We start from the raw sequence: 12,346 nt of genomic DNA on the forward strand, positions 1-12,346 counted from the left end.
GGGGACATCAGTTCACAACAGCGATTTAACCTTCTCTGATAACGCGTTTTGGTCGGGGTTAATAGCCATCAGGCAGTAGGGAAATGACAGTGTTCAGGCATTTCCCTCTCTGAGGTTTACCTACACCAACCGGGTATCAATACTGACCGGGTTCGCCAACGTATCGTGGATCGGCGAGCTTTCTGGCAGTGCACGAACCATTTCTTCAAGCTGTTCACGGCTGGCGGTCGGACTGGAGAGCTTAACGCCAACACGGATCGCTTTCGCCCCGTTGCGAACTTTTTCGTCAAGACCCAGGAAACCGTTCAGATTAATGTCGAAGTTCAGGTCAAGTTCAATACCATCAAGCTCAATGCCCTTTTCTGCCGCCATCACAGTCAGAGTCGCGGTATAACAGCCGGCAAGTGCCTGCAAAATGTACTCAGCTGGGCCCATACCGCTATCAGTACCCGATAAATCAGCAGGTTCATCGCCAACATTAGCAAATTTTCCGGAGCGACTGGTATCAACCTGGCCGTTCTGGATAGTCGCATGAGTTTCCACACGGACGGATACCCCACCGTTGGATTTACTCTTCATGTTAAAGGTGAGATTGCCCAGCTCTGGCTGCTGGCGAATAGCTTCTCGTGTACCGCGAATAACATTAGCGTCAGCAAAAGGTTTTTTTGAATTAGTCATGACAACTCCTGAAGTGTCGAGTGATCTCAAAGATAAGGTTGGTGCCAAACGCAATCAACCTACTAGATGGTAGATTACTTTAAGATTGAGGTGTTGTCTACCACTATGGGGGCAACTTCTTAAGATAGAGCTACAAACAGGGACGTAAACGCTGCGATATCTACATTATGCGATGTATCGTGCTGACGTCCGAGTTCGGCATCTTGCTAAGCATCTTAATCGCTTGTGAGCTATGACCTCCTGACGGCATAGAATCTATGCATCTTTAACAGTACCCAAGTATAGAAGCATAGTTTTCAGTAATTATTGAGTATGAAGGACTGATCAAAAGAAACAATATAGGCAATCATCATAAAAGTTATTTCTCTCGTACTAAATAACCGTTATAGACTGAAATCACAGAACGATTGACCGAAGTGAAATCAACATTCAGCAATTCAATTAGCGGGGGAGCGACCATATGGAAATCCACAACCGGACTCCAAATGTATATGACTTGCTTGAAATAAACAAAATTCTACTTTCAACTTCAAATAATGGTGAGTCATTTGAGAAAGACTTACATCTCAATGGATTCATAGAAAAACCATGGGGATATGAGTATAGAGTTTATTGTGATTCTATTTTTGATGTATGGCGCCTTCATATATCAAAGAATCAATCCACGTCAATGCATTGTCATATACTCAAAGACACCGTCCTTATATGCCTACATGGTGATGGCGAGACCAGATTTCTTGATGGTACACATCAGGCGTTAAAATCTGGGGACAGCATATATATTGCAAAAGGTGTATTCCATCAGACTATTTCGGGAAAATCAGGCATCGAATTAATCGAAGTTGAAAATCCAAGAAACAAATTCGACTTACTCAGACTTAAAGATAATTATGGCCGGCAAAATATGGCATATGAAAAGAAATCACAGGAACATGATCTTTTACCTCCTTTGCAACAGATAGCTGCAGGCACATTGATCAGAGAACATGACCTACACAAATTAGCATACTTTTCCGTCAAAAATCTTGATAGAAAAATGTTGAATGACGAGGATGATTTTATTTTTATTTCATTAGATGTAAAAAGCCATCTAATGGGAAAGATCCATATCCTACGAGCTAAAGATGCCATCTCAGAAATGTACTGTGGTCAGAATGTATTTTTAATTAACGTCCCGTAACGCAATAAGAAGGAAAATAACATGTCTAATCCGACACGAGTAGTGATAATCACTGGTTCAGGTTTTCAGGATCACGATGTAGTTTATACTTACTATCGTTCTAAAGAGGAAGGATACGATATATCTATTGCAACAAAGGATGGAAGTGCAGTGACAGGGAAATATGGCATCACTGTTCCTATGGATAAAAGATCCAAAGACAATATTAATTTTGATCAACTCAACGCCACTGATTTTGATGCTGTTATTCTCACTGGCGGTCATGAAGCGCCTGATAGAGTTCGCCAAGATCAGAGAGTTAAAGATTTTCTAAAGCAGATGGTAATACAGGGGAAAGTTGTGGCTGGGCTCTGCCATGGTCCCTGGATTATGATTTCTGCCGGTATTCTAAGAGACAAACTCACCTGCGCTTATGTTGGTCTGAAAGACGATATGGTTAATTCCGGCGCCAATGTAATTGAAGCAGATGTAGTTGTCGACGGGAATATCATAACTTGCTCCTATTATGCTGAATGTGGAAAATTTATGCGTCAGACATTCGATGCAATAGATAGATGGAAGCGCGGCGAAACTCTTAAAGAACCGCTGGTGGTATAATTCGATGTTAATAGCAATGGATTTCGACGGGGTCGTGGTTGATGGAGTAGACGAATGCATGCTAATTACATGGAATGTATTACATGACAGACCTCTCAGTGATTTTAACCAAGATGTACTTCAAAACATCCCACGCCTGATGGCTAAACGATTCAGGAAATTAAGGAATTTTGTACGCCATGACGGTCACTTTATTGCCTCATTCACTGAATTTGGTAATGAAGCTATAGATAATGACAGATTCACTGCTATATATGAATCAATTCCAACTGAAGATAAGAAAATATTCAGGGATAAGTTCATCCATTATAGGAAGCTGGCAAGAAGTCTCTACCCTGATTTTTGGGCTGAACTACACCGTCCGCTATTGGATGTTTCAAATTTATTTGAAACAGCTAATGATATCTATATTGTATCAGGAAAGGATGAAGAGTCTATATTATACATTCTAAGTAAATATGGTTTAAACATACCCGCAAATAAAATATATGGGAGGATGACTGACAAAAACAAGACTCTTACCTTGCTAAAATCAATAGCCTTCGATAAAAACGAGGATATTCTATTTATTGATGACAATATCCAAAATGTTATTGATGCATTAGATCATGGCATTCAATCATTTTGGGCTAATTGGGGATACAACATCCCTGAGCATAAATTAATGGCACTTCAAAAAGGAATTAATGAATTAGATACCGAGGATCTCTTGAAATTAGTCAAGAAATCCTCTTAACGCAATATTATTTCAATTTTTTCTGTATGAGGAGTAATAACTCATGGCGAAAGAAATACTATGTGGTTTTGGAGTGGGTGTAGATGCCGTTGCAGGCTGGCTATCTTCTTATGGGGGAGAAGATTCTCCAAGCGACATATCTCGCGGTATGTTCGCTGGCGAAGTAGGTACTCCACGTCTTCTGAATCTATTTGACCAGTTTAATATCCCCACCACCTGGTTTATGCCTGGTCATTCCATCGAAACCTTTCCTCGGCAAATGGAAGCAGTTGTCAATGCTGGACATGAGGTAGGGGTTCATAATTACAGTCATGAAAACCCAATATCTATGTCGCCTGACCAAGAAAGAGAAGTCCTTCTAAAAGGCATTGACATGGTCACAAAATTAACAGGGAAGAGACCTACTGGGTATGTCGCTCCATGGTGGGAATTTTCTCCTGTAACCACAGATCTTCTATTAGAAAATGGCATCAAATATGACCATTCACTAATGCATCATGATCATCAGCCTTATTATGTCAGGAAAGGTGATTCCTGGACCAAGATAGATTATTCCAAGACACCGACCGAATGGATGAAACCGCTGGTACGCGGAGAAGAGACGGACCTTATTGAATTACCCGCCAGTTGGACAATCGACGATATTCCTCCTTTCATGTTCATGAAAACAAAACCCAACAGCCAAGGTTTCATGAATCCCAGGGACATCGAACAGTTGTGGAGAGATCAATTCGATTGGGTCTACCGTGAGCATGAATATGCGATCTTTACTTTTACGATTCACCCGGACGTATCTGGACGCCCGCACGTGTTAATGATGCTCGAACGCCTCTTAACTCATATGCTTGGTCATCCAGGGGTGAAATTCCTAAAATTGAATGACATTGCAGATGACTTTGCCAAGCGATCTCAACGGATAAAATAATGACACGGCAGCCGATAAGGCTGCCTGTTTTATGTATCTCAAACCATAAATCCGCTATTTTTTGATAGTTCGAGAATTCTGTCTCTTATTCCTGAAACGAGTGGGTTACGTAATGAGCTATCAATCCATACCAAATAGATTGAATTTATAGGGAGTCTCTCATGGACATTCACTTCAACGATCTGACCTCCTGCTATGCTTTGGGCGCATAAATACTCAGGCATCACAGTCCAACCAATATTTTCTCGGATCATTCTTTCTAAAATCCGCAAATCCGGTACAGTAATAGACGGACGAAGCAGTGCAAAAAATCGCGAAGAATCCTGGAAAACTTCCCTTATCAAGGGTAACTGTTCATCGTAAGCTATTAGAGGAAGCTTCGACAGCGTATCAATCACGTCCTCATTTTCTTTGAAGTTGTCTGCTATGAGTGACGCTACCACAACTATTAACTTTTCCATTCCAATTTCAGCATATCCAAATTTTTGTTTATCCGGCATAGAAGTTGTGAAACCTAGTTGACAACTTCCGTCCAGAAGACAGCTGTATATGCGCTTCCTATTTCCTGTCAAAACTTTAAATTTAATACCTTCATTGAATAATATTTTCACCAAGTACGGTAATTTTGACCACATTAATTCTGCTGGCCCGATGAAAGATACTGTCCCCGAGGACTTTCTTGTACGTGATCTAAGCATCGACAACTTCAGTTCAATCGTTTCTAAATCTGAAGCCACCAATCTCGCCAATTCCTCCCCATCCACTGTAGCCACCACACCATGTGAACGACGAGTAAAGAGAACACACCCGGTAAAAGCCTCAAGTGAATGAATGTGGGCAGACATTGCAGGCTGGCTTATGCCCAACCGCATTGCCGCTTTTGAAATCGAACCAGCTTTGTATACTTCAACAAAACTTCGTAACTGAACCAGATAGCTCATACTGCGCATCCTTAAGAGCCTGAAGCTCTCCGATTACGACATAAAATCGAAAGCCTGCACAGTATTATGTTATAAACATGTTCCGTTAATGCTTCTATACATATTAACTTATTTTAACAATTAAAGGATTTTATAGGGCAAGGATAGAACATATCAAGATAACCCATTGATATACCTATATTTTACGTGCGTTATACTGGTTGGCATTAAGGTTTCAAGCATGCCATGAGATTCGGATTGGCGTGTTGTCTTCTATTACATTCTCTGGGGAGTGATAGTCGCTAAACCTTTAAATTGACTAAACAATCATTGTATTTTTATCTATTAACGTTGACGACCTCAACTCAAATCGAGTTATCACAAATTCCGTTGGTCAGCGAAGCGGTTAGCTTCTTTTAGACCGGTTCGGACTACCTCTCGGAACATTAATCATCATCCCATGGTGCCCGTTTCCATTTTTCAGTCATGAAATCAATAAATACACTTAGCCTACGGGGTATTGGTTCTCGCCGCGCCCGGACAACACTGATCTGAGATGTGTTTGCTTCCCAATCAGGCAGAACTCGGCAAAGTTTCCCAGCTCTCAATTCATCATGAATATCCCAAGTTTCTCGAAGAGATATGCCAAGCCCCGCCAAACTCCAGGCATGCAATACGTCTCCGTTGTCACTGATAAGGTTGCCAGTAACGCTGATGCTTCTTTCATGACCGGCTTTACGTAACGTCCATGAATTGTGTAAAAAACCCGGGTAAGCGAATACTAAGCAGTTGTGATTTAAAAGATCTTCTGGTCGCTCAATGGGTGGATGATTCTTCAGATATTCGGACGATGCGATGAGAATACGTCTATTATTTGCTATTTTTCTGGCCAGAAGGCGAGAATCAGCCAGATCCCCCATACGAATAGCCAGATCGAAATCACCACTGTAAAGATCCTGGATTTGGTCAGATAACCTTAAATCAAAGCCCACCCTCGGATGTACTTGGCAGAATGCAGCGATCGCAGGAGCAACATATTTTCGGCCAAACGGTGCGGGCGCAGTCAAACGAATATTTCCGCTTAACTCCTCACTATCCCCTCGGGAAAGTTCCTTCATCTCATCCAGAACGGCCAACGCTACGCGAGCCCTCTCAGCTATAGCTCTGCCCTCGTCTGTAATACGTAGATTACGGGTGTTTCTTTCAAAAAGTGTAGTGCCAAGTGCAGTTTCCAGCCTGGCTATCTGCTTGCTCACCATCTTGGGGAGTATCTGTAGGTCTCGTGCTGCGGCAGAGAAATTGTTTCTGTCGACGACGTGTAAAAACACTTCAAGGTCGTCATTTCTCAAGTTTATTTTGTTCATTTTGGGGTAAGTGTTTGTCCGTTTAGGTCTATTTAAAGGATAAATAGATTGTTCCACAATAAGACTCAATATGACAAGTCTGTTATGTCGCATGCAGTCAGAAGAATTTTGCTTTAAGTCCCCCCATATAGAGGAAGTTAAAATGCCCAAACGTATCCTGTTTGTATTGACCAGCCATGACCGTAAAGGTCAAGCCGAGAGTAAAGATGCCGCACCCAGTGGTTTCTATCTTTCTGAGGTGTCTCACCCCTACGATGTACTCACAAAAGAAGGATATGAAATTGATTTCGTGAGTCCCAAGGGAGGCAAGACACATGTTGACGGTTTAGACCTCAGCGATCCGGTTAACGCCTCCTTTTGGAATAATGATTCCTTACGCGAGGCAACTAAAACCACATTAAAACCCTCGCAGATTGATCCTGACGTCTATGACGCCGTCTACTATGCAGGAGGGCATGCGACGATGTGGGATCTCCCTGACAATATAGAGTTGGCGGGTGTTTCATCACGAATTTATGAAAAGGGTGGCGTTGTCGCTGCGGTTTGTCATGGCCCCGCCGGATTGGTGAATATTCGGCTTTCCGATAATGAATATCTGGTTGCGGGCAAAAAGGTGTCAGCTTTTACCAACGATGAAGAACGTGCTGTAGGGTTGTACGACATTGTTCCATTCTTACTTGAAGACACGCTGAAGCAAAGAGGTGCTGAGCATCTTGCAGCCGCAAATTTTCAGCCACAGGTGATTGTCAGCGAGAGATTAGTGACCGGACAGAATCCCGCTTCCGCAAAAGGAGTCGCTGAGGCAATGCTGCCTTTGTTGGCTTCTATTGAAAATAGAAGAGCCTGAGTTATGAAAGAACGCATGCCTTTTGTTATATATGTCTTTGCACTCTGCGCTTTTGCTTTGGGATTCACTGAATTTGTCACGATCGGCTTAGTTTCCAGGATATCAGCTGATCTAAACGTCAGTGTCAGTCATGTAGGTACAGCGGTGACAGCCTACGCCCTCGGTGCCGTAATTGGTGCTCCGGGATTAACTGCGTTGGCAACACGATGGCCTCGTAAAAGATTATTACTTGTTGCTATGGGCCTGTTTACAGTTGGCAATGGTATCGTCGGTGCGTCTGAGTCCCTAACGCCTATGTTGATTGCACGATTTGCTTCCGGTTTAGGGCACGGAGTGTTTCTTGCTGTTGCTTCAAGTGTGGCAACCCAACTGGCTGGGCGACATCGTGCTGGCGCCGCTGTTTCGGTCGTTTTTGGCGGTCTTACAATTGCGTTGGCATTAGGCGTACCACTTGGTACCTACATCGGTAGTCTGTTGAGTTGGCAGTCTATATTCATGGCAGTAACGGCAAGTGGAGCGATCGGTTTCATTGGATTGGCAATGCTGATGCCCACGGATCAAAATGATCCCTCCTTGCAAGCAAATGCCATGGACGGTTTAAAAGCCATGTTCAACCCACTACTGCTTGCGGGAGCAGGAATTACAGTTTTGGCCTATGCAGGATCTTTTGCCCTGTATACGTATATTTCCCCGATTCTACTTCAGGTAACGCATGTAGACGAGCGTACGAGTAGTTTGCTTATGTTGGTCTACGGCGTGATGGCCGCTATCGGGAATGTCTGGGGTGGTCGCCTGACTGACAAGCAAGGTGCAGATCGTGCCGTGATGACAATTCTTATTGGTCTGGCGATCGTCCTCTTTGCTATGTGGTTCTCTGTCTCATCCTTAATGTTAATGGCACTGTTTATTGGGTTGCTTGGAGCATTGACATACGCAGCGGTCCCCTCAATGCAAGCAAGAGTGATAGGGCTATCTCACATACATGCACCTGAAGCTCCAGCTGTGGCAGCAGGACTGAATATTGCCGGTTTTAACGGAGGAATTGCATTAGGGTCGCTATTGGGGGGGGTAGCACTGGATGTTACTGGTCTTACAAGCCCTACTTGGGTTGGAGGCGGAGTAGTAATCGTTGGTATTTTATGGATGTTATTACAAATAAATTCTAATAAAAGACGCACCACCTCCGATTACTCCTGATAGTACACATAGCATTTAAAATGGCTCAGTGAACACCAAATCACTGAGCCATTTTATTTTACCTCTTTGAAAAATGTCACAACCAAACATAGGTTATTTTTTATTTTATAAAATCAACCCATGTCATTCTGATCTATTTCATATCAATCAGAATTTTAAACATCTTTCAAAAACACAGCGAAATTCATCAGCAATATCATTGTGTGAAAGGAGATGTATTATGTCAGACAATCCAACTTGCCTAAACATTAGAGATGGAATTCCAGACTGGATAACTATAAGGGAGGCGGTAAGACTTCTCAATGCATTGAATGGGTGTAAAATAAGAAAAAGTGATTTTTATCGATTTGCTCTGCAAGGGAAAATTCGGTTTTCAATATATTTTCAATCCCCAGTAATATTGAGGAAAATTAAATCACGAAATCATAAATTAAAGCTAAGACCAATAAAAAATTCGTCAACGATGAAATCATTCATGCCTGCCGAAAGTTCCTTTGTCAACGAGAACAATTTAACTTTCAGTACTGAAGGAAGATATATCCACCCTGTACAAAGAGTCATTGACACAACATTACTCGGCTATGAATATGTCCTTATACAGCGTTTACTTGCACATTCATTAAAAATACCATCACCTGTAACAGGAGCAAAGTCGAATAATTATGGTATTACCGTCTGTTTATTGGGGGAATCGTTTCAACTTTTCGAAAAGATGACATGGCATGAAAGAATCGAACGACACGTAAAAAGGCTACCTAAAGATATTTCATCAGATGATTACGAAGATATAATACTAAACGCTACAAAGAAAGATTCGCATAAATATTATTTTCCTATGCATGAATTACCGAGTGATGCCTGCTTTGTCCTCAGAAAAAGTGAACTTGATAAGTTGATCAACAAACCGATCGAAAAAGAAATACTTCAACCGTCTCCAACTCGGATATCCACCCCTCTATCACGCCTCTTCTGGCTTGCCTGCAAAAATAATGAAACTATCAGTCCGTTAATCATGCAACCGTATAAACTACTGTCCATTTTTGAACAATGGGCATCTGAGGAAGGCATTACCGATCGATTCAGTGGCGACACGCTCAAGACTGCGCTTGAGCGCGGCTCGCCCCCTTCCCTGCCAACACAAAAGTAAGATGATGCCCTTCGCTATGAAAACCCGTATTAAGGATTGTATTTCCCGTAATACGGGCTAATCAACTTTCTCCACACCACGACTTTGTGTTGTCGTGTTATCTCCCGGCTAGCGCTATATCTGCCACAGGAGAATAACGTGACATCTCATCAGTTATTACGTCTGAAACAGGTTGAGGAAAAAACGGGCCTGAAGCGCTCTCAAATCTATCTGTATATGAAAGACGGCACCTTCCCCCGCTCAATCAAGATTGGCCCGGCCAGTGTCGCCTGGCTCGAATCGGAAATTGACGAATGGATCAATATTAAATTAGTCCGCCGCTCAATAGGCTGAAGGGAGAAAATACCATGATTATCCCATCACTTAATTACGCCGTATTAACCGATGCCCTGCATGCATTGAAGGATGGCAACATTCGTTACTGTGAATCGCTAGGATTCACTTTCGACGAAATGAATGCCCTCAACCAATTATCACTGGACGAGCTTTTTATCATCAGTCGGGAGTCTGCGCAGTTTTTGGCTGTGACGGTTCATCACGACGCATTACACCTGCTTCTGGCTAAATCCCGTGAGGAGGTTCTGCAGCAGCAACGTATCAATCATGCCATCCGGCTCGGCGGGTCAATTGCGCTCCTCAATAAGTATTTTGGCCTCACCTCCAACGAAGTTTGCCTTCGTCGCCGGTTACTGGGCGTCCGTGTGCCTTATGGCCGGACGCCAGAACCGGACGAAGAGACGGATGCGGCCATCTGGCGGCAATGGCAACAATGCCGGGTGGCCAACCTGGAATCGACCGATGCGTTGGCCGCCATGATGCAGGTAACGCAAACCCTGCTGGCGAAAGTCGAAGGGTTATCACTGACCATCGTCTGGAAGCGTATCGCACTTTGCGAACAGGAGGCGTCAGACCGGAGGGCCACACATGCCGGATGAGATCGACCGCGATCAGGAATTTAATGAGCAACGACTGGAAGAGATGATTGAACAGAGTCGTTTTAAGCCAGGGTCTACACCATCATTATTCAATTGCCGTGTGTGCGGAAAGCCCATTCCTGAAAAGCGACGGCAGGCACTGCCGGGCATAACCACCTGCACGGAATGTCAGGAAAAACTTGAACGCCGAAGACGTTAATAATGGTCACAGAGACATGCAGGAATATTTCCCCTGCATGTCTCTATCATTAACTATAAATCCACAGTCGTCTTTATTAACTATTTCACTTCCTTTTATTTACCCACAATGCTTATCCCCCTCCACCGCTCATTTATCTCTCTCATTTTAACTTTTAATTTATCGTGTATATGCCGCCCCGGATATCTGATCATGAAAACGTCATTACATAATAGTTACCCGTATTGACGTTAATTCGCCTGGTTCGGGTGCTGCTCTTTAAAAATAAGGTTCGGGCTGTCACATAACCACAATTCAGGGTGCCGCTGAATGTTCTCGCTGACCCGTTAAAACCGGAATGCAGAATTGGGATGTGACATTTATTTAACTCATCGTTGTTTTTATTAGAGGAGGCCACATGCGAAAACCCATTTATCACGTATTTGTCACCCAGGAAAGTCAACCCGATGCACAGGGCGAAATAAACACGTATTGGACCAGGGTTGGCGTGGCGTTCGCTCATAACGGTAAGTCTGGCCTGAATATCATGCTGACACCCGGTATTGCTGTCTCCGGCAAGCTGGTGCTGCTTGAACCCAGAGAAGATAGCGGCATTTCGCAGGATACCGCCTCTGCTTAATCCGCTTTTGACCTTCCTCCGGCAGGGGCTTGGTATACACCCGCCGGGCTGACTGTTAAGAGACCACCATGCTATCCACCACAGCCTTTCTTACGCTGTCGATGCAGTGCGCCGCCAGCGTTCACCCGTCGACGGCACTTGATGTGGCGCGGGTCGAATCCGGTTTGAATCCGTATGCCATCGCTGAAATTCTGCCCGGTGGCAAAGGTGTGATTTCACATTTCCCCGCCAGCAGGGATGAGGCCGTCAGCCTCACCGGGCGGCTGGCGGCACAGGGCCGACGCTATTCGGTCGGGCTGATGCAAATCACCAGCACCAATTTCCGTCATTACGGCGTGAGCGCCCGTGACCTTCTTGACCCCTGTACCAACCTGTCCGTCTTTGAGCTCATCCTCACCGACTGCTACCGCCGCGGCGGTTCCCTCAAGCGTGCGCTCAGTTGCTACTACTCGGGAAATTTCACGACCGGCCAACAGCCGGAATCCGTGTTTAACCAGACCAGCTACATCCAGCGCATCGGCTACGCCGTACCGTCAACGCGGGAAGACCGGCAGCGACCTCCCGCCGAAAAGCTCGTGCCGGAAATCCATTACCCCACCGCCGTCATGCGTGGCGAGCGTACCGATAACGCTGCGCCAGTTCTGACATCCCTGCGCTACCCCAATGCCGTTATACGCGGCGCGTTACCCATTCCCGGCCCCCAGGAGGAACAATGATGAAAAGAAAAGAGTATGACTGGACCGTCCTCTCTTCCTTGTTAATGGCAAGCCCGGTGCTGGCAGCAGACAGCGGATTTAATAAAGCCAATGAGACGCTGAGTAACACCTCCACCGGCCTGCTCGGACTGGCCGCCGTCACCATCACGCTGGCCACCATGTGGGTAGGATACAAAGTCTTATTTGACGGCAAGAGCCTGCATGACATGCGCAACGTCATCATTGGCGCCATCCTTATCATCGGTGCGTCAGGTTTCGGTGCCTACTGGGCGTCATAAGGGAGGTA

16 protein-coding genes are annotated in these 12,346 nt (G+C 44.5%); 13 read left to right on the forward strand and 3 right to left on the reverse strand.

Features of this window, described 5'->3' with window-relative positions; translation table 11 throughout:
• Positions 1-120 precede the first annotated feature (120 nt).
• Positions 121-678: an OsmC family protein gene (locus ABLU96_RS28145; RefSeq protein ID WP_032693557.1), complete on the reverse strand. Its 558-nt coding sequence runs from the start codon at positions 676-678 to the stop codon at positions 121-123.
• A gap of 460 nt (positions 679-1,138) precedes the next feature.
• On the opposite strand from ABLU96_RS28145, the gene ABLU96_RS28150 reads away from it, so the two are divergent.
• Genes ABLU96_RS28150 through ABLU96_RS28165 form a run of 4 tightly spaced genes read left to right on the forward strand, consistent with a single transcriptional unit; the run spans position 1,139 to position 4,116 of the window.
• The gene (locus ABLU96_RS28150; RefSeq protein ID WP_024359926.1) at positions 1,139-1,858 is read left to right on the forward strand and encodes a cupin domain-containing protein; all 720 of its coding nucleotides are present in this window, start codon (positions 1,139-1,141) and stop codon (positions 1,856-1,858) included.
• A gap of 21 nt (positions 1,859-1,879) precedes the next feature.
• Positions 1,880-2,455: a DJ-1/PfpI family protein gene (locus ABLU96_RS28155; RefSeq protein ID WP_348863067.1), complete on the forward strand. Its 576-nt coding sequence runs from the start codon at positions 1,880-1,882 to the stop codon at positions 2,453-2,455.
• 4 nt (positions 2,456-2,459) lie between these two features.
• Positions 2,460-3,191 carry a hypothetical protein gene (locus ABLU96_RS28160; protein WP_163520592.1) on the forward strand — a complete coding sequence of 244 codons (732 nt, stop codon included), beginning with the start codon at positions 2,460-2,462 and terminating at the stop codon, positions 3,189-3,191.
• A 43-nt stretch (positions 3,192-3,234) separates the two neighbouring features.
• Positions 3,235-4,116, forward strand: coding sequence for a polysaccharide deacetylase (locus tag ABLU96_RS28165; protein WP_163520590.1), 882 nt, complete (start codon positions 3,235-3,237; stop codon positions 4,114-4,116).
• A 38-nt stretch (positions 4,117-4,154) separates the two neighbouring features.
• On the opposite strand, the gene ABLU96_RS28170 is transcribed toward ABLU96_RS28165, so the two are convergent.
• Complete coding sequence (locus ABLU96_RS28170; protein ID WP_015689822.1) at positions 4,155-5,057, reverse strand: LysR family transcriptional regulator; 903 nt, start codon at positions 5,055-5,057, stop codon at positions 4,155-4,157.
• A 425-nt stretch (positions 5,058-5,482) separates the two neighbouring features.
• Positions 5,483-6,400: a LysR family transcriptional regulator gene (locus ABLU96_RS28175; protein WP_032693554.1), complete on the reverse strand. Its 918-nt coding sequence runs from the start codon at positions 6,398-6,400 to the stop codon at positions 5,483-5,485.
• Between the two features lie 142 nt (positions 6,401-6,542).
• On the opposite strand from ABLU96_RS28175, the gene ABLU96_RS28180 reads away from it, so the two are divergent.
• The 9 genes from ABLU96_RS28180 to ABLU96_RS28220 all read left to right on the forward strand — a co-directional run bounded on the left by ABLU96_RS28180 (position 6,543) and on the right by ABLU96_RS28220 (position 12,338).
• A complete protein-coding gene (locus ABLU96_RS28180; RefSeq protein WP_024359930.1) occupies positions 6,543-7,247 on the forward strand; it encodes a type 1 glutamine amidotransferase domain-containing protein in 705 nt (234 codons plus the stop codon).
• Positions 7,248-7,250: 3 nt separating this feature from the next.
• On the forward strand, positions 7,251-8,444 hold the full coding sequence (locus ABLU96_RS28185) for an MFS transporter (RefSeq protein WP_024359931.1): 1,194 nt from the start codon (positions 7,251-7,253) through the stop codon (positions 8,442-8,444).
• Between the two features lie 220 nt (positions 8,445-8,664).
• Positions 8,665-9,591, forward strand: coding sequence for a hypothetical protein (locus tag ABLU96_RS28190; protein ID WP_120150989.1), 927 nt, complete (start codon positions 8,665-8,667; stop codon positions 9,589-9,591).
• A gap of 138 nt (positions 9,592-9,729) precedes the next feature.
• Complete coding sequence (locus ABLU96_RS28195) at positions 9,730-9,924, forward strand: AlpA family transcriptional regulator (protein ID WP_009635172.1); 195 nt, start codon at positions 9,730-9,732, stop codon at positions 9,922-9,924.
• A 14-nt stretch (positions 9,925-9,938) separates the two neighbouring features.
• Complete coding sequence (locus tag ABLU96_RS28200; protein ID WP_163520588.1) at positions 9,939-10,526, forward strand: DUF2857 domain-containing protein; 588 nt, start codon at positions 9,939-9,941, stop codon at positions 10,524-10,526.
• Positions 10,516-10,725: a TraR/DksA family transcriptional regulator gene (locus ABLU96_RS28205; protein ID WP_120150991.1), complete on the forward strand. Its 210-nt coding sequence runs from the start codon at positions 10,516-10,518 to the stop codon at positions 10,723-10,725. Before ABLU96_RS28200 ends, ABLU96_RS28205 begins: the two co-directional genes overlap by 11 nt.
• 397 nt (positions 10,726-11,122) lie before the next feature.
• A complete protein-coding gene (locus ABLU96_RS28210) occupies positions 11,123-11,344 on the forward strand; it encodes a hypothetical protein (RefSeq protein WP_024359933.1) in 222 nt (73 codons plus the stop codon).
• A 68-nt stretch (positions 11,345-11,412) separates the two neighbouring features.
• On the forward strand, positions 11,413-12,060 hold the full coding sequence (locus tag ABLU96_RS28215; RefSeq protein WP_348863070.1) for a lytic transglycosylase domain-containing protein: 648 nt from the start codon (positions 11,413-11,415) through the stop codon (positions 12,058-12,060).
• Positions 12,060-12,338 carry a TrbC/VirB2 family protein gene (locus ABLU96_RS28220; protein WP_163520636.1) on the forward strand — a complete coding sequence of 93 codons (279 nt, stop codon included), beginning with the start codon at positions 12,060-12,062 and terminating at the stop codon, positions 12,336-12,338. Before ABLU96_RS28215 ends, ABLU96_RS28220 begins: the two co-directional genes overlap by 1 nt.
• Positions 12,339-12,346 lie beyond the last annotated feature (8 nt).

The sequence above is a fragment of the Klebsiella sp. CN_Kp106 genome (assembly GCF_040064575.1).
Taxonomy (GTDB): domain Bacteria; phylum Pseudomonadota; class Gammaproteobacteria; order Enterobacterales; family Enterobacteriaceae; genus Klebsiella; species Klebsiella michiganensis.

Excerpts from the sequence above, each read along its gene's own strand:
- ABLU96_RS28175 (WP_032693554.1), bottom strand. The coding sequence starts at position 6,400 with ATGAACAAAATAAACTTGAGAAATGACGACCTTGAAGTGTTTTTACAC.
- ABLU96_RS28155 (WP_348863067.1), top strand. The coding sequence starts at position 1,880 with ATGTCTAATCCGACACGAGTAGTGATAATCACTGGTTCAGGTTTTCAG.
- ABLU96_RS28165 (WP_163520590.1), top strand. The coding sequence starts at position 3,235 with ATGGCGAAAGAAATACTATGTGGTTTTGGAGTGGGTGTAGATGCCGTT.
- ABLU96_RS28215 (WP_348863070.1), top strand. The coding sequence starts at position 11,413 with ATGCTATCCACCACAGCCTTTCTTACGCTGTCGATGCAGTGCGCCGCC.
- ABLU96_RS28200 (WP_163520588.1), top strand. The coding sequence starts at position 9,939 with ATGATTATCCCATCACTTAATTACGCCGTATTAACCGATGCCCTGCAT.
- ABLU96_RS28150 (WP_024359926.1), top strand. The coding sequence starts at position 1,139 with ATGGAAATCCACAACCGGACTCCAAATGTATATGACTTGCTTGAAATA.
- ABLU96_RS28170 (WP_015689822.1), bottom strand. The coding sequence starts at position 5,057 with ATGAGCTATCTGGTTCAGTTACGAAGTTTTGTTGAAGTATACAAAGCT.
- ABLU96_RS28185 (WP_024359931.1), top strand. The coding sequence starts at position 7,251 with ATGAAAGAACGCATGCCTTTTGTTATATATGTCTTTGCACTCTGCGCT.
- ABLU96_RS28145 (WP_032693557.1), bottom strand. The coding sequence starts at position 678 with ATGACTAATTCAAAAAAACCTTTTGCTGACGCTAATGTTATTCGCGGT.
- ABLU96_RS28210 (WP_024359933.1), top strand. The coding sequence starts at position 11,123 with ATGCGAAAACCCATTTATCACGTATTTGTCACCCAGGAAAGTCAACCC.
- ABLU96_RS28180 (WP_024359930.1), top strand. The coding sequence starts at position 6,543 with ATGCCCAAACGTATCCTGTTTGTATTGACCAGCCATGACCGTAAAGGT.
- ABLU96_RS28205 (WP_120150991.1), top strand. The coding sequence starts at position 10,516 with ATGCCGGATGAGATCGACCGCGATCAGGAATTTAATGAGCAACGACTG.
- ABLU96_RS28220 (WP_163520636.1), top strand. The coding sequence starts at position 12,060 with ATGAAAAGAAAAGAGTATGACTGGACCGTCCTCTCTTCCTTGTTAATG.
- ABLU96_RS28190 (WP_120150989.1), top strand. The coding sequence starts at position 8,665 with ATGTCAGACAATCCAACTTGCCTAAACATTAGAGATGGAATTCCAGAC.
- ABLU96_RS28160 (WP_163520592.1), top strand. The coding sequence starts at position 2,460 with ATGTTAATAGCAATGGATTTCGACGGGGTCGTGGTTGATGGAGTAGAC.